This window comes from Oleiagrimonas citrea (assembly GCF_012395255.1).
GTDB lineage: Bacteria > Pseudomonadota > Gammaproteobacteria > Xanthomonadales > Rhodanobacteraceae > Oleiagrimonas > Oleiagrimonas citrea.
The window spans coordinates 583452-602619 of the sequence record NZ_JAAZQD010000001.1 but is presented as its reverse complement, the minus strand read 5'-3'; the positions used below and the strand labels follow the sequence as shown (position 1 = coordinate 602619).

At 62.4% G+C, this 19168-nt stretch carries 21 protein-coding genes; 18 read left to right on the top strand and 3 right to left on the bottom strand.

What is annotated here, in order from left to right; translation table 11 throughout:
* The first annotated feature begins 94 nt into the window (after positions 1-94).
* From HF690_RS02640 to HF690_RS02615, 6 genes are all read left to right on the top strand, one after another.
* On the top strand, positions 95-1207 hold the full coding sequence (locus tag HF690_RS02640; RefSeq protein ID WP_168608343.1) for an SLC13 family permease: 1113 nt from the start codon (positions 95-97) through the stop codon (positions 1205-1207).
* Between the two features lie 118 nt (positions 1208-1325).
* Positions 1326-1523, top strand: a complete 198-nt coding sequence (locus HF690_RS02635) for a CsbD family protein (RefSeq protein ID WP_113065192.1) — start codon at positions 1326-1328, stop codon at positions 1521-1523.
* A gap of 55 nt (positions 1524-1578) precedes the next feature.
* A complete protein-coding gene (locus HF690_RS02630) occupies positions 1579-2004 on the top strand; it encodes a heavy metal-responsive transcriptional regulator (RefSeq protein ID WP_113065191.1) in 426 nt (141 codons plus the stop codon).
* The gene (locus HF690_RS02625) at positions 2001-4514 is read left to right on the top strand and encodes a heavy metal translocating P-type ATPase (protein ID WP_168608342.1); all 2514 of its coding nucleotides are present in this window, start codon (positions 2001-2003) and stop codon (positions 4512-4514) included. The genes HF690_RS02630 and HF690_RS02625 overlap by 4 nt, the downstream gene beginning before the upstream one ends.
* A 187-nt stretch (positions 4515-4701) precedes the next feature.
* On the top strand, positions 4702-5253 hold the full coding sequence (locus tag HF690_RS02620; protein ID WP_168608341.1) for a TlpA family protein disulfide reductase: 552 nt from the start codon (positions 4702-4704) through the stop codon (positions 5251-5253).
* 144 nt (positions 5254-5397) lie between these two features.
* Positions 5398-6405: a hypothetical protein gene (locus tag HF690_RS02615; protein WP_168608340.1), complete on the top strand. Its 1008-nt coding sequence runs from the start codon at positions 5398-5400 to the stop codon at positions 6403-6405.
* A 325-nt stretch (positions 6406-6730) separates the two neighbouring features.
* Here HF690_RS02615 and HF690_RS02610 read toward each other — a convergent pair whose 3' ends face one another.
* Together HF690_RS02610 and HF690_RS02605 are read right to left on the bottom strand one after the other, a co-directional pair.
* Positions 6731-7177, bottom strand: a complete 447-nt coding sequence (locus HF690_RS02610; RefSeq protein ID WP_168608339.1) for a GNAT family N-acetyltransferase — start codon at positions 7175-7177, stop codon at positions 6731-6733.
* A gap of 241 nt (positions 7178-7418) precedes the next feature.
* On the bottom strand, positions 7419-7856 hold the full coding sequence (locus HF690_RS02605; protein ID WP_168608338.1) for a nucleoside deaminase: 438 nt from the start codon (positions 7854-7856) through the stop codon (positions 7419-7421).
* Between the two features lie 82 nt (positions 7857-7938).
* Between HF690_RS02605 and folC the strand changes: the two genes are divergently transcribed.
* From folC to HF690_RS02550, 11 genes are all read left to right on the top strand, one after another.
* Complete coding sequence (gene folC, locus HF690_RS02600; RefSeq protein ID WP_168608525.1) at positions 7939-9210, top strand: bifunctional tetrahydrofolate synthase/dihydrofolate synthase; 1272 nt, start codon at positions 7939-7941, stop codon at positions 9208-9210.
* A gap of 50 nt (positions 9211-9260) precedes the next feature.
* Entirely contained in the window at positions 9261-10232 is a 972-nt protein-coding gene (locus tag HF690_RS02595) for an SPOR domain-containing protein (protein WP_240151532.1), read from the top strand.
* A 19-nt stretch (positions 10233-10251) separates the two neighbouring features.
* Positions 10252-10893, top strand: coding sequence for a CvpA family protein (locus tag HF690_RS02590; RefSeq protein ID WP_113065380.1), 642 nt, complete (start codon positions 10252-10254; stop codon positions 10891-10893).
* Between the two features lie 211 nt (positions 10894-11104).
* Positions 11105-12580, top strand: a complete 1476-nt coding sequence (gene purF / locus HF690_RS02585; protein WP_168608337.1) for an amidophosphoribosyltransferase — start codon at positions 11105-11107, stop codon at positions 12578-12580.
* A gap of 200 nt (positions 12581-12780) precedes the next feature.
* A complete protein-coding gene (locus HF690_RS02580) occupies positions 12781-13578 on the top strand; it encodes a ferritin-like domain-containing protein (RefSeq protein WP_168608336.1) in 798 nt (265 codons plus the stop codon).
* Positions 13579-13873: 295 nt separating this feature from the next.
* A complete protein-coding gene (locus HF690_RS02575) occupies positions 13874-14149 on the top strand; it encodes a hypothetical protein (protein WP_168608335.1) in 276 nt (91 codons plus the stop codon).
* Positions 14150-14241: 92 nt separating this feature from the next.
* The gene (locus tag HF690_RS02570) at positions 14242-14661 is read left to right on the top strand and encodes a DUF6869 domain-containing protein (protein ID WP_168608334.1); all 420 of its coding nucleotides are present in this window, start codon (positions 14242-14244) and stop codon (positions 14659-14661) included.
* Positions 14662-14719: 58 nt separating this feature from the next.
* Positions 14720-15088, top strand: a complete 369-nt coding sequence (locus HF690_RS02565; protein WP_168608333.1) for a hypothetical protein — start codon at positions 14720-14722, stop codon at positions 15086-15088.
* A 105-nt stretch (positions 15089-15193) separates the two neighbouring features.
* A complete protein-coding gene (locus HF690_RS15265; protein ID WP_168608332.1) occupies positions 15194-15598 on the top strand; it encodes a DUF2026 family protein in 405 nt (134 codons plus the stop codon).
* A 279-nt stretch (positions 15599-15877) separates the two neighbouring features.
* Positions 15878-16300, top strand: a complete 423-nt coding sequence (locus HF690_RS02555) for a VOC family protein (protein ID WP_168608331.1) — start codon at positions 15878-15880, stop codon at positions 16298-16300.
* Positions 16301-16845: 545 nt separating this feature from the next.
* The gene (locus tag HF690_RS02550) at positions 16846-17226 is read left to right on the top strand and encodes a hypothetical protein (RefSeq protein WP_205300784.1); all 381 of its coding nucleotides are present in this window, start codon (positions 16846-16848) and stop codon (positions 17224-17226) included.
* 108 nt (positions 17227-17334) lie between these two features.
* On the opposite strand, the gene HF690_RS02545 is transcribed toward HF690_RS02550, so the two are convergent.
* On the bottom strand, positions 17335-17748 hold the full coding sequence (locus HF690_RS02545) for a YaiI/YqxD family protein (protein ID WP_168608329.1): 414 nt from the start codon (positions 17746-17748) through the stop codon (positions 17335-17337).
* A 113-nt stretch (positions 17749-17861) separates the two neighbouring features.
* Between HF690_RS02545 and HF690_RS02540 the strand changes: the two genes are divergently transcribed.
* A complete protein-coding gene (locus HF690_RS02540; protein WP_168608328.1) occupies positions 17862-19121 on the top strand; it encodes an NHL repeat-containing protein in 1260 nt (419 codons plus the stop codon).
* The last annotated feature ends 47 nt before the right edge of the window (positions 19122-19168 follow it).

Genomic DNA, 19168 nt, shown 5'->3' with positions numbered 1-19168 from the left:
GCAGGCGGCTTCGGTGGCGCGAGCATACGCCGACGGCGCAGTGTTATGACATGACATTCTGCGCGGTGCTTGGCGATATGCTGGGGCGATGCACGTGTTGCCGACCCGAGTCACCGCCCCGTTGCGCCGGCACTGGATGCCGGCGCTGCTGATCGCGCTGACGCTGGTGCTGGCCTGGGTCGACCCGCGTCCCTGGAACGACTGGCTGCGTTGGCTGGATGCGCCGGCGCTGTGCAGTCTTCTGGCCTTGCTGGCCGTGGCGCAGGTGCTGCGGGAGAGTGGTCTGGTGCAATGGGCGGCGCAACGTCTGCTCGCGCATGTGCATTCGCAGCGCATGCTGGTGCTTGCGTTGATGACGCTGTCCGCGTGCGCGGCGATGTTGCTGACCAACGACGTCAGTCTGTTCCTGGTGCTGCCGCTGGCGCTGGCGCTTTGCGAGCTGACTGCACTGCCGCGCCTGCGCGTGGTCGCGCTGGTGGCGCTGGCGGTGAATGCCGGGTCGGCCCTCAGCCCGATCGGCAATCCACAGAATCTGCTGCTGTGGCGGCAGGCGAACGTGGGCATGCTGCATTTCGTCGTCGCGATGGCGCCGGTTGTCGCGATCATGGTGTTCTGCCTGCTGGTCGCGGCATGGCTGCTGATTCCGCGGGGACGGTTCGAACGGCTCGCCCCGTCGCCGCCGCGCACGCCGCTGGATCGGCGGCTCGCCGTGATCGGCGGGGTGCTGTTCATCGTTCTGCTGGCGCTGCTCGAATGGCGGTTCGAGTTCACGGCGCTGGTGTTCGTGCTGGTCGCGTTGCGTGTCGTTCGGCGTGGCGCGCTGGCGCGTCTGGATTGGTCGTTGATGGTCAGCATCGCCCTGATGCTGCTTGCGCTGGGTCATCTCGCAGCGTTGCCGCAGGTGCGGTCGATGATGGCGCATCTGGCGTGGGACCGCCCCGACGTCACGCTGTTCGTCGGCGCGCTGCTGTCGCAGGCGGTCAGCAATGTGCCGGCTACCGTGGCGTTGAAGCAGCAGGTGTCCGATCCCTTGTGGCTTGCGGTGGCGGTCAACATCGGCGGCAGCGGGCTGGCGATCGGTTCACTGGCCAATCTCATCGCCTTGCGGATGGAAGGCAGTGCAGCGGCATGGCGCGTGTTCCACCGCATTTCCGTGCCATATTTTTTCGTCGTGCTGACGCTGGCCTGGTGGTGGTTGCGGCCGTGAAGCCATCGGCATACCGTGCAAGGTACGTCATAGGTCGCCTCAGGTTCATGCGCGACTTGCTGTAATGAGGCGGCGCGAACATGCGGTCGTGCATCTATTCCGGATACGGAGACGCGTCATGAGTGAAGATCGTTTCAAAAGCCGTTGGGCCGATTGGAAGGGCCCATTCAAGAAAGAGTGGGACCGGCTCACCGATGAGGACCTGGATATCGCTGAAGGGCATCGAAGCTACCTGATCGGCAGGATCCAGGAACGCTACGGCATCGCCCGCGACGAAGCCGAGGAGCAGGTGCAGCGCTTCGAAGTGAGGATGTAATCCAGGCGGCGGAAGTCTTGACTCTGGACCATGGTCCAGGGTTTAGACTTTCCGCATGGATACCGCACCCACACCCCGCTACCGCATCGGCGCGGCGGCCCGCGAGGCCGGCGTCGGCGTCGACACCATCCGCTACTACGAGCGCGAGGGGCTGCTGCCCGAACCGCGCCGGCGTGCCTCGGGCTATCGCGACTACGACGCCTCGGCTATCGCCCAGCTGCGCTTCATTCGCCGCGCCAAAGACCTGGGTTTCAGCCTCGACGACATCCGCGAACTGCTGGCGCTGTCCACGGACCGCAACCGCGGCGTAGCCGGCGTCAAGGCGCGCGCCGAGGCGAGGCTGGAGGATGTCGAGCATCGCATCCGCGAGCTCAAGCGCATGCAGCGCGGGCTGAAGAAACTGATCGACGCCTGTCCCGGCCACGGCGAGCTGGCGCAATGTCCCATTCTCAAGGCGCTGTCCGCCAAGGAAGCGTCATGAGCCACGACACGCACATCCACACCCCGAAGACCGCATTCCCGTTCGACGACGCCCACGCCGTCGACCCCAACTGCGGCATGCGCGTGGCGCTGGATTCGCATCGTCACGTCGATCACGAAGGTCGTCGCTACTTCTTCTGCGGCGACGGCTGCCTGAACAAGTTCCGCGACGATCCCGAGGCGATCCACGCCAAGGGCCGTCGCCGCGAGATCGACAAGGGACGCATGGACCCGGTCTGCGGCATGCGCACCGATCCCGATGCGCCCAGGCACGCGACCGAACACGAGGGTCACGCCTACCACTTCTGCTCGGCGCGCTGCCGCGAGAAGTTCGAGGCCGATCCCGAGCGCTGGCTGGGTCCGGCGCCGGTGCAGCCGGCGGCGCCGAAGAACGCGATGTACACCTGTCCGATGCATCCGGAAATCCAGCAGCAGGGGCCGGGCGACTGTCCCAAGTGCGGCATGGCGCTGGAGCCGATGATGCCGAGCGCCGACGATGATGACGGCGGCGAACTGCAGGCCATGTCGCGCAAGTTCTGGACGCTGGTCGTGCTGACGATCCCGGTGTTCCTGCTGGCGATGGTGCCGCATGCGTTCGACGTGCATCTACCCGCGCCGTGGTCGCGCGTCGGCGCATGGGTGGAAGCTGTGCTCGCCAGCGTGGTCGTGCTGTGGGGCGGCGCCAGCTTCTTCAAGCGCGGATGGAATTCGCTCAAGCCCTGGAATCCGAACATGTACACGCTGATTGCGCTGGGTACCGGCGTGACCTGGGTGTACAGCGCGGTGGCGTTCCTGTGGCCGGACCTGTTCCCGGTCGGCTTCCGCGATGCGCAGGGGCAGGTCGGCGTGTATTTCGAGTCGGCGGCGGTCATCGTCACCCTGGTCACACTCGGCGACTTTCTCGAACTGCGCGCGCGTCGTCGCACCGGTGATGCGCTGAAGGCGCTGCTCAACCTCGCGCCAAAGACCGCGCGCCGCATCGGCGAGGACGGCAAGGAACACGACGTCTCGCTGGATGACGTGAAAGTCGGCGACCGCCTGCGCGTGCGTCCCGGCGAAAAGCTGCCGGTGGATGGCGAAGTCATCGAGGGTGCCAGCCATGTCGACGAATCCATGCTGACCGGCGAACCGCTGCCGGTCGCCAAGCAGGCCGGCGATACCGTCACCGGCGGTACCGTCAATCAGGACGGCGGTCTGGTCATGCGCGCGCAGAAGGTCGGCGGCGAAACCATGCTGTCGCAGATCGTCGCGCTGGTGGCGCAGGCGCAGCGCAGCAAGGCGCCGCTGCAGCGCATCGCCGACAAGGTCGCGGCGTGGTTCGTGCCGGCGGTGGTGACCGTCGCGGTGCTGGCGTTCGTGACGTGGACGCTGATCGGCCCCGATCCGCGCCTGGCGCACGCGCTGGTGGCGGCGGTGTCGGTGCTGGTGATCGCCTGTCCATGCGCGCTGGGGCTGGCGACGCCGATCTCGATCATGGTCGCCAGCGGACGCGGCGCGCAGCACGGCGTGTTGTTCCGCGATGCCGGCGCCATCGAGGCGCTGCGCGACGTCGACACGCTGGTCATGGACAAAACCGGCACGCTGACCGAAGGCAGGCCGTCGCTGCGTGACGTGGTCGCGCTGGGCGACATCGAACGCGACCGCGCGCTGACGCTGGCCGCCGCACTGGAACGTTCCAGCGAACATCCGTTGGCGCGTGCCATCCTGGCCGCCGCCGAGGAGTCGGACCTAAAGCTCCCCGACGTCGAAGACTTCAAAGCGCCGACCGGGCGCGGCGTGCTGGGCCGCATCGGCGGCCAGCGCGTGATGCTGGGCAACGCGCGCCTGCTGCGCGAACACGACGTGACGCTGGACGAGTCCGTCGAACAGCGCGCCGAAGCGCTGCGCGCGGACGGTGCCACGGTGATGTTCCTGGCCGACGGCCGGCGCGTGCTGGCCCTGCTGGCCGTCGCCGACCGCATCCGCGAAGGCGCGGCCGAGGCCGTCAAGGCACTGCACGCCGAGGGCCTGACCCTGCGCATGCTCACCGGCGACAACGCCACCACGGCGAAAGCCGTCGCCGACGCGCTCGGCATCGACGACGTGCAGGCGGGCCTGTCGCCCGAAGACAAGGCCGAAGCGGTGCAGGCGCTGAAGGCGAACGGACATCGCGTGGCGATGGCCGGCGACGGCATCAACGACGCCCCCGCACTGGCCGCCGCCGATGTCGGCATCGCCATGGGCAGCGGCACCGACGTGGCGATGGAAAGCGCGCAGGTGACGTTGGTGAAAGGCGACCTCGGCGGTCTGCGCCGCGCTCGCACCCTGTCGCGCGCGACTGTGCGCAATATCCGGCAGAACCTGTTCTTCGCCTTTGTCTACAACGCTCTAGGCGTACCGCTGGCGGCCGGCGTGCTGTACCCGTGGTTCGGTCTGCTGCTGTCGCCGATGATCGCGGCGTTGGCGATGAGCCTGTCGTCGGTGTCGGTGGTCAGCAATGCTTTGCGGTTGAGACGGGTGGGCTTGGATTGAGCCATCTTGTTGATGGGGTTGCACGGAGGTCTTTCATGGGCGGCTGAAGCCGGCCATGAACGGCCACCCAGTGAGGGAACTGCTTCCCTCGCTTCACCCAATTCAAACAGCCATAAGCGAACGCGGATTCGTTCGCGGACCGCGCGGCTTCAGGCTATATTGACCCAGGGACAGGGGGAGTACTTGCATGAAGCACCCACGATTGCGAACCGTACTGGCCATGCTGCTGGTGCTCGTAGCCGCCAGCGCGCATGCCGCGCTGAAATCCGGCGACAAGGTGCCCGACTACCTTGGCAACAAGGTCGACGGCACCGCCATCCATTCATCGCAATACCGCGGCAAGGTCCTGGTAGTGACCTTCTGGGCCACCTGGTGTCACTACTGCATGCATGAGTTGCCGGTCCTGGCCAACATCCAGCGCCTGACCGGCGACCGATTGCAGGTGGTCGCCATCAGCCACGACGAAACCCGCCGCACCTATCTGTACGTGCATCGCAAGCTGCACAAGCTGGGCATGGTGCTGGCCTACGACCGCGTCAACAAGGCCGCCCACGCCTTCGGCGTGAACGGTATCCCGCACATGGTGATAATCGGGCCGGACGGACACATCGCCCACGTACACGTGGGCTACGACAAGGACATGCTCCCGACCATCGCCAGCGAACTGAACACGCTACTGGCCGAAGTCCCGCATTCCGGAACCGTGACCCGGGAAGAACCACCTCGTCAGGCCCGATGAGGGCAGATGCCATGGAGGCATGCACGAACGGCGGCTGTCGGCCATAAGCCGACACTCGTAAGCGGCTGCTTTTGGGTGTCCAATGAACGGCCTCCGCACCGTCTGCACGGTGCACGATGTGCATCACCAAGGTCGCAATAGCGTATGCGCATCCAGCAGAATCGGCCAATGTCCATAAACCTGCTAGACCCGACGCGGAACCAGCACTTCCTGCCACAGGTCGAGCAGCGGCTGAACGCCATTGATCCGACGATCTGCAACGAAAAGCAGAGCATTTACGAGTTTGAGGTACTTAGCCGGGAGCCGATCCAGCTCGGCCCCGCACAGAACGCTCGCATTGAGAAGAACCTCGCGATGCTCGACCTGTTCAGCTTCGACGTGGACAGAAAGCAGCCGCTTCGCCACAACTTCGAGACGCTGTTCAATCGATACGAGACGGATGTGAGGACGCACACTGAGAGTTTGCTTGCCAAGCTCGCCGCCGGCGACCATTCGGTCGGGCACGAGGCTACAAATATCTTCGCAGCGAAGATCTTGAACTTTGCGAGGAATCCGTTCTCCGTTCAGAAGATTCTCAACACCTTTGGTGCGTTCGCGAACCTCACACCATTGCGACAAGAGGTCACACAACTCTTCCACAAGGTTTTGTTTGGCCGTCGAAAGCACCAGATACACCTCTGCGGCGAACTTGGCATCACGGACGCGCAGTACGACCAGTGGCTTCGCATGCTCTTCAACATGCTGATGGAGCTGGCACCCGGATTTCCGCCGATGCTGGATCAGTTGGTAAATGACATGTTCAACTCGAAGGACTTTGCGATCGGCGTGCTTGTGAGCACCTACAATTCGCCGACATGCCTGCTGTCGGATCGTGGTTTCAGCACGAATTTACGTAGTGAATGCGTAGACGGATTCGACTTCAACCTGCGTAGCGATGCATTCATCCGGTACATCGTGATGGATCGAAAGCCCAGAAACGTACCGGCTTGGATGCCTCAAGCATCCATTGACGCTTTCATGCAATCCGACCTGCCGGTCAGTCTGTATCTTGCCCATGAAAACATGGACTTGCTGCGTAGCTTCAACATGAATGTGATTAACCAGTGCCATAGTCGTGTTTTCTGCGCCGTCAATCACGGCATCGTTTACTGACACTGAAGCACATCGCCGTGCCCGAGACCCCACGTTACCGATAGGACAACACCAACGCAGAGTTCCGAGTTCATGCGCTGCCGGTTCGAGTCGCGGCTGCTCGAGTGTATCCCTTTGGATGCGCTTGCGGCCTTGGATGGCCGTGACCAGGGTCAGCGCGACTGTCCGCTTCGGGTCGAAAGCCGCCCCTCGCAGCTTGATCGGGACTCGCGCAGCCTGCGAGGGCTGCGTTCGGACAGAAGTGGTCGTTCAACGTCGAGCGCTACCCGGAAGGCTGACGCTGCGAAACGGAGAATGCTCGACTGACGGCATGCACCTGTCGGATCTAGAGCGCCAAGTTGTAATGAAGGAAGAAGTCATCTTGCTTCCACCCTTGAGACCCATACAACTTCTTAGCCTGCTGGTTCGCGCGCGCGGTGGACAGGCTTAGGCTTGCCGCCCCTCGGGTGCGTGCGACCTGAACGGCCTTTGCGAGCAGGGCCTGCGCTACGCCCTTGCGGCGCGCTTCGGGAGCGACGAACAGATCGCTCAGTATGAATGTGCGGCTGGCGTCGACGGACGAAAAGCTGGGATAGAGTTGGGTGAACCCTGCGAGACGGTCGGACAGTTCGGCCACCAGTATCAGCGACTCTTCGCGCTGAATGCGTTCCGCGAGAAAGGCGTGCGCCAGGCGCACATCTGCTTTCTGTTGGCAGAATTGCCGAAAGCTATCGAACAACGGCGCAAGTTGTTCCAGATCTTCGATGGTGGCTTGGCGAACGACTACGGACATGGCTTCTTCTCTTGGGCCTAACGCTGGAATGAAACGACGCCGGTTAAGCCCGGAATAAGGGGGCGGAGGCAATTAAGTCCGTGCCGACTGCTCCCTTCATGTCGTAAGACGACATCCAACATACTTCCACTGACCTGGCTGGTCGAACCCGCAGAAACCCACCCTAAGGTGGGAACTAATCAATTCGCCGGTGATGGCGACGACCTGCACCGACCACGAAGTGCTGCAGTCGGGAGCGTAGTCAGACACCGATGTCCTCATTCCACAGCTCCGGTTTGTCGGCGATGAAGTCGCGCATCATCTCGATGCAGGTCGCATCATCGAGCACCTCCACGCGCACGCCGCGCGAGCGCAGCAGTTCTTCTTCGCCCATGAAGGTCTGGTTCTCGCCGACGATGACGTGGCGGATGCCGTACAGCAGGATCGCGCCGCTGCACATGGAGCAGGGGGAGAGCGTGGTGTAGAGCGTCGCTTCGCGGTAGACCGCGGCGGGTTGGCGGCCGGCGTTCTCGAAGGCGTCCATTTCGCCGTGCAGGATGGCGCTGCCTTGCTGCACGCGGCGGTTGTGGCCGCGGCCGAGGATGCGGCCTTCGTGCACGATCACCGAGCCGATGGGAATACCGCCTTCGTCGCGTCCCTGGCGGGCTTCCTCGATGGCGGCTTGCATGAAGGTGTCCATGATGTTCGTTCCGTGATGGTGTCGTTGCCGGAAAGGTAGCGTGAAGGACCGACGCGCGCACATCCCCGTTACACTTCGCGCCATGACGAAACGCACGCTCGATGAATGGCTCGATTACCAGTTGCGCGTGCATCCGCGCGAGATCGATCTCGGTCTCGACCGGGTGCGCGCGGTGTGGCAGCGCATGGGTGCGCCGAACGCGCCACGCAGCGTGATCGTCGGCGGCACCAACGGCAAGGGGTCCACCGTGGCGTTCCTCAAAGCCATGCTGGAGGCGGCGGGCTATCGCGTCGGCGCGTACACCTCGCCGCATCTGCTGGCCTACAACGAGCGCGTGCGTGTGGATGGCGCGGATGCTTCCGACGCCGATCTGTGCGCGGCCTTCGAGCGCATCGAGCACGCGCGCGGCGAGACCGAGCTGACCTATTTCGAGTTCGGCACGCTGGCCGCGCTGGACTTGTTTGCGCGCGCCGGTGTCGACGTGGCGCTGCTGGAAGTCGGTCTGGGCGGACGCCTGGATGCGACCAACATCGTCGACGCCGATGCCGCCATCGTCACCACGGTGGACCTGGATCACCAGAGTTGGCTGGGTCCGGACCGTGACAGCATTGGCGCCGAGAAGGGCGGCATCGCGCGCGCCGGCCGGCCGCTGATCGTTGGCGAGCTGGACCCGCCGGAGGCGCTGCTGGCGACCGTCCATCGCGTCGGTGCACGGGTGCAGCGCAACGGCGTGGACTATCACGTGCAGGACGCCGACGACGGGTGGATCTGGCAGCACGAAGATGGCACGCGCCTGACGCTGCCGAATCCGGCATTGGACGCTTCCGCGCAGCGGACCAATGCGGCGGCCGCCATCGCGACCTTGCATGCGCTCGATGGCGTGCTGCCGTGTACGGAGCAGGAGTTGGCGCAGGGTGTGCGCGCGGCGCGGGTGCGCGGCCGGTTGCAGCGGCTGGCGGAGGCGCCGGAGTTGATTGTCGACGTAGCGCACAATCTGCAGGCTGCGGGCGTGCTGGCGCAGTGGCTTGACGAGCATCCCGTCGATGGCCCCGTGCATGCCGTGTTCGGCGCGCTCGACGACAAGGATGTGGGCAACGTGTATGCCACGCTCGGCAACCGCATCGCGCATTGGCATCTGGCGTCGTTGACGGCGGAGACATCGCGCGGGCTTTCCGCACAGGCTTGTGCATTCGCCTTGCCGGACACGGCGGAACACGACCTGTACGATGACGTCGGCAGTGCGCTGCATGCCGCGCGCAGGGCTGCGCCGGCGCGCATCGTCGCTTTCGGTTCGTTCTTTCTGGTCGCGGCAGTGTTACGGCGCATGAACGGCGATCCGCCGCACATGCCGTAAAGCGTTTCGACGACAGGTATAATTTCCGCATCGCGCCAACGGGGACTTCCATGGAGCCCGCTCTGAAAACGCGTCTGATCGGTGCCCTGGTGCTGATCGCGCTTGCTGTCATCATCGTGCCGATGTTCTTTTCCGGCGGTTCGCCGCCGTCCGACAACGGCAAGACGCTCAGCCTCGCGCTGCCCGCCTCGCCGGATCAGGAGCTGACCACGCGAACCATGAGCGTGGCGCCGCCGTCCAGCGCGGCGATGCCCGCGAACGCGGCCACGGCATCCGCCTCCGGCGATGACCAGCTCGCGACCGTGGATATCCCGTCGCGCCGCCCGCCGGACGTGCACCCGGAAAACGATGCGCAGCCGGCGCAGACGCCTCCGGCCATGTCGCCGACCCCGTCGACGACGCAAGCCGACGCGGCACCGTCCAAGCCCGTGCCCAAACCGGCAGTTTCCAAGCCGAAGCCGGCCGCGCAGCAACCGGCTTCCGCGCCCGGACAGGCGGCTGACGGCGCGTATCGAGTCAACCTCGGCGCCTACAGCGATACCGCGAATGCGCGCAGCCTGGTCGAGCGCGTGCGCAAGCTGGGCTACGGCGTACAGACCGACAAGGTCACGATTTCCGGCAAGGTCGGCGCGCGCGTCAGCGCCGGGCCGTTCGCCACGCGGGCCGCGGCCGAGACTGCGCGTTTGCGCCTGAAGCAGGCCATTCCGGGCGCGCCGGCCAGCGTGGTGTCCTCCGCGCACGATCAGAAGGGCGACGCGCCGGCCAGCGCCTTGCCGGCCGGTCGCGCTGGTGGCTGGGCGGTGCAGATCGGCGCCTACAGCCACAAGGCCGACGCCACCGCCTTGCGCGACAAGCTGCGCAAGGCCGGCTTTGACGGTTTCGTCGACGACGTGCGCAGCGGCGGCCGCACCCTGTGGCGCGTGCGTGTGGGACCGCAGACTCAGCGCGCCGACGCCGAGAAGGTGCGTCGCGACCTGCAGTCCAAGCTGAAGCTGGGCGGCGTCGTCGTCACCGTGCCCTGACGTGGATGCGCTCGACGCCATGAACTGGGCCGACTATGTGGTGCTGGGCGTCATCGTCCTGTCCGTGCTGATCGGTCTGTGGCGCGGGTTCGTGTCCGAGGTCATGGCGCTGGTCATCTGGATCGCCGCGTTCTGGGTGGCCTGGCTGTTCGGTCCCAGCGTCGCGGCCTACTTCGAGCACTCCATCGAACTGCCGTCCGCGCGCATGCTGGTGGGCTACGGCTTGTGCTTCGTCGCCGTACTGCTGCTCGGCGCGCTGGTGCGGTTCATTATCGCGCGACTGGTCGAGAGCACTGGACTTTCCGGCACCGACCGCCTGCTGGGCATGGGCTTCGGCTTCGTGCGCGGCGTGCTGCTGGTCACCCTCGCGGTCTTCCTGCTCGGTTTCACGCCGTTTTCGCGCGATCCGTGGTGGCAGCAGTCGGTGCTGCTGGGGCAGGCCCAGGTGGTCGCCGACTGGCTGGCCCAGCGCCTGCCGGACAGCGTGCGCCGCTACGTGCATCCCGACGACCGCACGCCGACGCTTCCGGCCGCCGCCGATCACCTGCCGGAAGCCGTGCAGACGGGTCTTTCCGGTATGGCGGGTGCGGCCCGGGCAGCGGTGCCGTCCAGTGCCGCAGCGCGCCCGCAGCCGCTCTCGGTGAGGACGGGAACACCCTAGCTTCCGACCTTCGGCGCGCGTTGCGCGTACGCCCCCGGCGGCAGGGGATGCCGCATCTGCAGACAGGAGGTCGAGTCGAACCATGCGGCGGGAGGCCGCTTGGTCGTACAATATGCCCCGCCCGCGAGGCGCGGGATGATCCCGCCCCGCGGATGCGCGACGGCTTGCGCCGTCCTCCGCCACCGGCCCCAGCTTCAGAGAACGCCTGCTCATGTGTGGAATCATCGGAATCGTCGGCACCGCGAACGTGGCGTCGGCCCTGTACGACGGCCTGACCGTGCTGCAGCACCGCGGCCAGGACGCCGCCGGCATCGCCACGGTGGACGGCGCCAAGCTGCGTCTCCACAAGCGGAAGGGCCTGGTGCGCGACGTATTCACGCAGAAGGCCATGGAGAAGCTGCACGGTCGCATCGGCATCGGCCATTGCCGCTATCCGACGGCCGGAAGCGAAGACGTCGACGAGGCGCAGCCGTTCTACGTGAATTCGCCCTACGGCATCGCCTTCGCGCACAACGGCAACCTGGTCAACACCGAGGCGCTGCGCCGCGAGATGTTCGAGCAGGACCGCCGCCACATCAACACCAATTCCGATTCGGAAATCCTGCTCAACATCCTGGCGCACGAGCTGCAGATCCAGGAGCGGATGCAGCTGACGCCCGATCACATCTTCAAGGCGGTGGCCGGCGTGCATGCGCGCGCCAGCGGCGGCTACGCCTGCGTCGGCCTGGTCCTGGGCTACGGCCTGGTCGCGTTCCGCGATCCGCACGGCATCCGCCCACTGGTGCTGGGTCAGCGCGAGACGCCGAACGGCCGCGAATACGCCGTCGCTTCGGAGTCCGTGGCGCTGGACATCCTCGGCTTCAAGTTCATGCGTGACGTGGAGCCGGGCGAGGCCGTCATCATCAGCGAGAACGGTCGCATCACCGCGCGCCACTGCGCCGAGGGCGCGGTGCACGCACCGTGCATCTTCGAATACGTCTACCTGGCGCGTCCCGATTCGATGATCGAGGACGTGTCGGTGTACAAGGCGCGTCTGCGCATGGGCGAGAAGCTGGGCGAGAAGATCCTGCGCGAGTGGCCCGACCACGACATCGACGCGGTGATCCCGATTCCCGACACCTCGCGCACCGCGGCCAGCACGCTGGCCATGCAGCTCGGTGTGCCGTTCCGCGAGGGTTTCGTCAAGAACCGCTACATCGGCCGCACCTTCATCATGCCGGGGCAGGGCGAGCGCGTGCAGTCGGTGCGCCGCAAGCTCAACGCCATCGACCTGGAATTCCGCAAGAAGAACGTGCTGCTGGTGGACGACTCCATCGTGCGCGGCACGACTTCGCGGCAGATCATCCAGATGGCGCGCGAAGCCGGCGCGCGCAAGGTCTACGTAGCCTCGGCCGCGCCGCCGGTGCGCTTCCCCAACGTCTACGGCATCGACATGCCCGCTGCATCCGAGCTGATCGCCGCCGGCCGCAGTGTCGACGAGATCCAGCGCCTGATCGGCGCCGACCGCCTGATCTACCAGGATCTGGAAGACCTGATCTGGGCCGTGGCCGACGGCAACGAATCGCTGAAGCACTTCGATACGTCGTGCTTCTCCGGCGAGTACATCACCGGCGTCGATCCGGCCTATCTCGCGCAGATCGAAATGCTGCGTTCGGACGAGGCCAAGGCCAAGCTGCGCAGCGCCTGAGAAAGGGCTGCTGCGAGGGCGAAGCTGCGAGTGTGGCAAGCGCTACGGCAGGAGTAGCGCGCAGTCTCTTTGCCGTCATTCCTGCGTAGGCAGGAACCCAGTGTCTTGTGCGCAAGCTGCCGGATGATCTGCTGCTTCGGCCTCGTCCGTATATCCTTTGCGCTCCACGCCTGTCCGACCCGACGCCACGTTTGTCTTGCATGCCCGACCTTCACGCAACCGCCAAGCAGTGCCTTGATTGCGCCGATCCGCAGGAAAAGCTGCGTCGGACGCATGCGGCCTGGGACGCACTGCTGCGCGGCGAGCTCGCGCCCGATGTGGATGCGCTGCCGCCACAGCCAATCTCGGCAGGGCGTCCCGAACGCCCGCGTCTGGTGCACCCGCGCGAACTCGCGCAGCGCGGTCTGGGTACGCCCGAGGGTCGCGTCGCGCTGGTGCACGCCGTCGCGCACATCGAGTTCAACGCCATCAACCTGGCCTGGGACGCGGTCTACCGCTTCCGCGGCATGCCCGCGCAGTACTACCGCGACTGGGCCAGCGTCGCGCACGACGAAGCGCGGCACTTCGCGCTGCTGTCCACGCGGCTGAAGGAACTGGGGCACGCCTACGGCGACTTCGATGCCCACAATGGCCTGTGGGAAATGGCCGAAAAGACCGCTCACAGCGACACCGCCCGCATGGCCCTGGTCCCGCGCGTACTCGAAGCGCGCGGCCTGGACGTCACGCCCGGCATGATCGAACGCCTGCAGCGTGTCGGCGACGACGCCACCGTGGCCGTGCTGGAAGTGATCCTGCGCGAGGAAGTCGCCCACGTTGCCTTCGGAAGCCGCTGGTTCCGCTGGTGCTGCGAACGCGACGGCCTGGAACCGCGCGCGACCTTCCGCAAGTTGCTACAGGAATACATGGGCAGCAACTTGCGTGGCCCGTTCAATCACGACGCGCGCCGCGAAGCGGGCTTCGACGAAGCCGAGCTGGAAGCGCTGGAAGCCGGACTCTGACCCAGGCGCGGGCTTCGTTGTCCCATTTCTGATTGAGCACACACGTATACGCGGTGTCGAGCAGCTTCAGCAGCTTACGGCCTGTTACACCCTATGCTTCGTCGGCGTAACTCATACGCCCTGTATTCCGCCGCATAACAACAGGCGTGGCGGGCAGTGGAGCTCTTGTCGAAAAGAACCCAACTCAATGATTTTATGTAGGGTTTCGCTGATTGCGCCTGTGGGAAGCGGCATGCATACTCGGTGCAACACCCCATTTAGGGGGTCGAATTTAAGTTAGATGCATGGAGCGCACATGTCGCAGGAAACTGATAGCACTCATCGCGCAAAGGAAGGCATAGTCATCTGCCTTCGCGATCTCGGTGACGGCCGTTCTCGATTGATATTCGATGACGTCGTTGCGGACGACCCGGTTGCGCCGCAGCGAGTCTGGAGGCATAAAGTTTTCTTCACCGACAATGCGTACCCCAACGAATCCCTAGACAACATGGAATTGTCAGACGAGCAGTTTCAAGAAATCGGCGAAGCGGTCGTTGCGCGCCTCTTGGCAATCAATATACGCGTCAAATAGGTGGCTGCTCGACAGGCATCTAACTCATCGTCCAAGCCGACCGCCCACTGGCTACGCCAGCGGTCGGCGCCTTAACTCCGGCGTTAGGCCTCATGAGCGCATATCAGCAGTGGAAAAAACTAGGCAAACCTACTGACCATCTCATGGAGTGCTGGCTGCTCTCGCAATCCAATATACCTACCACTGCAGATGATCATGTATGGGCTGAATGGGAACTGTCTGATTTGGCAAGTGATGACCCTGAAAAAGCTTGGGAGTGCATTCTTTATGCTGTTCCAGATACGCGCTTTTCGGATCACTTGGGCCTGTTGGCCGCCGGCGTACTTAAAAACCTGCTGTCATATCACGGCCCGGATTTCATAGATCGCGTAGAGCACCAAGCAAAGGTAGACCCAAAATTCGCATGGACACTCGGTGGCGTTTGGCGGTTCCAAATGAGCGATGAGATATGGCACCGTGTACAGGCGGTATGGGGTAGGAGCGGATGGGATGGTATTCCGGCTAAGGCCTAACAATTCATTCAAGCCGACGCCGCTTCGCGGCGCGGATTAATTAAGGCGTTAGGATCCAATGACTAACCAATCTCGCGAGCAATGGCTCAAGGATACTAAGGAATATTTTCATCAGGTCCAGTCGTATAACACCACTATCATTACGATTGGCTACGCGACCTTTTTTGGGCTGTTGTTTTTCCTGCAAGGTAAAGTTCAGAGTTCGCTGTTGTTCTGGGCAGGGCTATTCGTCGCTCTATCCGCGGCGATCTTCGTGGCATATGAGCTCGTCAACAACATCAAACTTGCACTTGAGCAGCGTAAGTCCGGTAACGAGGGCAAGCGTTTCTTCCGCTATTGGGCTTCATTCTTCATACCGTCAGTGCTTTTGGCTGCAGCTGGTGCGGGCTTGCTGGTCTATTTGTTCCTGTGCAAGCTAGGGACCTAACAGTTCATTCAAGCCGACCGCCCACTGGCTACGCCAGCGGTCGGCGCCTTAATTCAAGCGTTAGACCACACGCTAAACATCCCGACAACTCAGCCGAAGAACCCCTTGTCAGCCAACGAGTACCTGCGGATATATCAGGTTATTCATGCCGTGTTGGAAAATCGCGCCAACACGCCTCACGCATGTATGTTTTTTGCCATCGCGGGGTCCTTCATCCTAAACAAGTACCATCAAGTCGCTGCGCGCCCTGTTGCCGGAGCTTTTCTCCTTTGCTTAGATGCTGTCCCAAGTGTCATATGCATCGGAAAGGATGAGGGCGATAAAATAGGGTGGGATAAGAATAGTTTTCACATGTGGGTTCAGACAGAGCATCACGTAATTGACTTCATCGCTCCAATTTTGTATGAGTCGATACAGGGGAAAATGCATGTTCCGAGACGAATGTTCCAGCGCCTAAGAGGTAGTGAAAGTGCATCAATCAATGGCCTCGGAAAGACTGGCGATTTTTAAACGCTGCCAGATCCGGAGTTAAGCGACTACTTCGTGGATGAGTTCATGCAGAGACCTAATCATGTGGATCTGCTAATGGCTATTGATGCTTGGTATAAGCCGTACCCTGAACCATTGGAAGGTATGGCTCTTCTCGACAACTTCGGCAAAATTGAGCCTCTCGAAATTGTCGCGCCGCCAGCAGATGGAGCATGGTGATGTGGTCTAACAGTTCATTCGAGGCGGACGGCTACGCCGCCGCTCAATTCCAGCGTTAGACCACAAGGACAGTTCAACCTCATGCAACAGTCAATCGCCCACATTGCGCTCGTGGTCCGTGACTACGACGAGGCGCTCGATTTCTACGTTGGCACGCTTGGCTTTCACATCATCGAAGACACGTATCAACCGGAGCAAAATAAGCGCTGGGTAGTGGTCTCGCCGCCTGGTTCATCTGGCACATCGTTGCTTCTGGCGCGCGCATCCGCTCCCAATCAGGAAGCATTTATCGGCAATCAGGCTGGTGGCCGCGTTTTCCTCTTTCTGCAAACCGACGATTTCTGGCGTGACTACAACCGTATGGTTACGGCGGGTGTCATGTTCGTTCGGCCTCCAAGTGACGTACCATACGGTACCGTAGCAGTGTTCGAGGATCTTTATGGAAACCGCTGGGATCTGTTGCAATACAATGGCGACACGCCATATGCATCGGCGGTGGTCTAACCACTCGTTCGAGGCGGACGGCTACGCCGCCGCTTAACTCCAGCGTTGGGTACATCTCATAATCGGAGTAACGATATGTCGAAACCGGACGACGAGAAATTGCTTGAGTTGGTAGCTGGTTTCTACAAATCTGGGCTGTCTTTGATACTCGCTACTGCAGGCGGTGCGATAACTATTGCCAAGACGCTTTACGAAAACTCACATTACCATTGGGTGGCTTATATTTCCGTTAGCGGCTTTGTTCTCAGTGCTATCTTTGAATTAGGTGCTTATGAGGCGTTGATCAATCGAGCAGTCAAGCCAGGCAGGATATCTTGTAAGGCTGTCGAGTGGCTCCACGCATTCTCACCTAAGTCTGGGTGTATCGAAATGCTCTGTAGACACTTGAGTGGGGTTTTATACGGGTTAGGTCTCGTCGCTTTCGGTTTTTTTATGTGGCTAGGCTAATATCATGCTAAAAACTCACCCAACGATAATGGTGTCAGGGATAATTATTTCAGGTGCCGATCATGTCCAATGTTGGGTGTATTAACTCCGAGGCAGAAATGCAAAAGTTTGTTGAGATCACAAGAAAGGACAGCGGGTTCGACAAGGAGAATTCTTGGTACAGCGTTTGCGAAAAGGAGCGCATTCCGTATATCACCATCAAGGCACGCTCGAAACTCGCAATTGTTCAGTGGGACTACATGACTTATCCGCCGAACATTGATAAGGCACTATTTGCTATGCATAAGAGCATCAAGGTCAAAGTGTCAGCCATTTACGACCGTTACGCCTCAAAGGAATCGCGGCTTAGCGTCGGACCAGGAGTTATTTCATTCTGGAATCTTGAGCTCCCCGATGCCAGAGAGGCAGCCTCAGAACTATATGATCTCATTTCTGAGGCAGCGAGCATTGCAATGGCGTCGCCTCAAACCGAGTCGTAGGCATCGTGAGCCCGAGAGGCGGTGACGGGGCAATTTCTTGGAAGCGCCCGGTGTCAGAATCTCTGAGCATCAAAAGTAGGGCGGGCAGTGTCTGCTGAAGCTGGAACGTCAGTCGCGGCGAGTCGCCGGCCGGGCCTGCGCCAGCAGTTGATCGAGCTGGTTGGCGAAGGCTTGGCGGTCGCGGGTGCCGAGTGCGGACTGGCCGCCGGTGTCGATGCCGCTGGCGCGCAGGGTGTCCATGAAGTCGCGCATGTTCAGGCGTTCGCGGATGTTTTCCGCGATGTAGCGTTCGCCGCGCGGGTTCAGGGCCACGGCGTCCTTGGCGACGACTTCGGCGGCAAGCGGTATGTCGGCGGTCACGCGGCGCACGATTTCGTTGTCGGCGACGTCGAAGCCCGGCTCGACCTGGATCGCGCGGATGTTGCGCGCGGGCGGCACCTTCAGCCAGCGGTTGGCGACCAGCGTCAGTTCGACGCCGGTGCGTTCGGCGGCGCGGAAGAGAAAAAACAGTGTCGGGGACAATTTTTTTGCGAGGTTAGCGAGTTTCTGGAAGCTAACGAGTGAGGCTTGGAAGTAAGCGACGGTGAATTGAAAAATCAGATGGATACAACCACTTTCAACAAGGAGAGTAAGCAGTGATCAGCAACACGATAAGGATGTCGTTTGGCATCGCCCTCATCACCCTCATCGCCTTCGCCGCGCCCACGCGTGCGGCTTCGCTGGACCCCTCGTTCGGTTCGGCGGGCATCACGTCCACTGCCTTCGGGAGCTACGGTGCCGCCGCCCGAGTTGTTGTCCAACCGGACGGACGGATTGTCACAACAGGCCAGGACGCCTTGGGCGACTTCGTCCTTGCACGTTATACGACGAGTGGCGCGTTGGATACGAGCTTCAACGGTACCGGCAAGGTTGTCACCAGTCTTTCCGGAAGTTGCCACGGACAGGCGCGCGCACTCGCTTTGCAGGCGGATGGCAAGATCGTCGTGGTGGGCACCTCGTGCCCGAATTTCACTTCCACCCGCAACTTCACCATCTATCGCTACAACCCGGATGGCTCGCTGGATACCACCTTTGGCAGCTCGGGCAAGGCGACCGTCAATTTCTACGGAAAGGCTTCGGAAGCCTGGGCCGTTGCCGTACAGGATGGTTTGATCTGGGTGGCTGGCTATGCCGGTTCCGACTTTGCGCTGGCGCGCCTTACCAGCAGCGGAACGCTGGATTACAGCTTCGGCGGTGGTTCCGGTACCGTCACCTCGGCAGTTGGTACCGGCTCCGCCTTTGCAAACAACCTGGTCATCCAGGCGGACGGTAAACCTGTGTTGGCCGGCTACGCGTCGAGTAGCGGCACTGTATTCGCGGTGGTGCGTTACACCACGAATGGCACGCTGGACTCCACGTTCGGTACCGGCGGCAAGGTTCTGACCCATGTGGGCGGCACGTTCGCCGGCAATTCCGCCATCGCCACTTCGCTGGCCATGCAAAGCAATGGAGATATTGTCGTTGCCGGTTACGCGAACACATCAAGCAGCGGCTACTACCGCTTCGCGGCTGTTCGTTACACCACTACCGGTGCGCTGGACACCACCTTTGGCTCCGGCACCGGCAAGGTCCTTACCGCCATCGGTAGCAGCGATGCGATCGGCAACGACGTAGCCATCGATGTCAATGGAGGCATCATTGTCGGCGGCTATTCCAGTGCAGGCAGCTACCGCCAGTTGACGCTGAATCGCTACGACCAGTCCGGCAACCTGGACTACAGCTTCGGACCTGTCACCACCACGGTTGGCAGCGCGAATGCTGCTGTTCAAGGGCTCGCCATACAAAGTGACGGAAAAATCGTCGTTGCGGGCTATGGCAATTCACCAACGACGTTCGTTGTTGCGCGCTACCAATAGCCGGTTCTCGACATTTGTTGTTTTAACGGAAGCATCAGCAAACCCTT